General features: G+C 34.1%; 1 protein-coding gene. It reads left to right on the top strand.

Going from position 1 to position 1,146, the window contains the following annotated elements; genetic code table 11:
• The coding region (locus VXQ92_RS19865) for a surface lipoprotein assembly modifier (RefSeq protein WP_416682946.1) at window positions 1-857 on the top strand (857 nt) is incomplete at its 5' end.
• Window positions 858-1,146: the final 289 nt, after the last annotated feature.

Genomic DNA, 1,146 nt, shown 5'->3' with positions numbered 1-1,146 from the left:
TAAATTTTAATTTTGAAAAAACAGATAATGTTAATCAATCATCGAGTATAAAAGAGATTTCTATTGGAGAAGCAACTTTCATACGTGATCAGGAATCACTACCACAAAAGGCAGAAGGTATCGGTTATACGCTGAATGCATCACGTGAACAAAATATGATGAGCAATCATTATGTATATTTTAATGCAACATTAAACGGTATTCATTATTGGGATAATACAGAATTTAGTGAGCAAACCTTACGTATCGATACTGGTTACAAGTATAAAGATCTTAAGCAATCCTTAGGCATAATTCCATTTATTGGGCAAAATATACTAGGTGATAGTCGTTACAGTCATAACTATGGTGCAGGATTAGAATATAACCGATTATTATCAGATCGTTGGCAAGTTTCTGCTAATACATCTCATATCCAAAAACGATATCAGGATTCAGATCTTGCACAATATTATAATGGTCATGCTAATAGTCAGGCTGCATTGATACTGTATCAACCGAAATCGAAATTACTCATATATAGTGGCTTAGACTGGATGCAAGATCGCTTAGCGGACGAAGCAGAATCATCTAATAAAAAAGGTATACGAAGTGGTTTTTTATACTTTGGGGACTCATTGGGTATTAGTAGCAACATACGTTATTCTACGCGTAATTTTTTAGCAGATAATATTTGGTATGGTATTCAACGCAAAGACAGTGAATATGAATTTGGTATAGCTACTTGGCGTAAGCAATGGCAGTGGAAAGGTTTTACTCCCAAGTTAAATTATAGATATCAAAAAATTGACAGCAATTTACCACTTTATGAGCGTAATAACGGCACATGGTTTATCACAATAGATAAAAAAATTTAAGAATAAAGGCTCTAACTGAGAGTAAGAGCCTTTCTATTATTTAACAGAAAATCTCTTATGCGAAAGTCAGTTGTAACCCCCAAATAGAAATGTCCGGTTTACCGATTGCTCGACCTAAGATCTCAGAACATAAGAATTTGATGATCACCCTGGTTCTCAAAACTCGATACTTTATTGAAAAGTTCTATCGAGGCTTATAAGTCCCTGAAACAAAAAAATGCCTGAACTTCAGGCATTTTTTACGTCATCACTAACAGCTTACAACAATCAACAAACGAGAGTTTTAGTC

This window comes from Acinetobacter sp. 228 (genome assembly GCF_048147885.1).
Note: the sequence above shows the minus strand (reverse complement) of the source record. Positions and strands in the feature narration are given on the sequence as shown.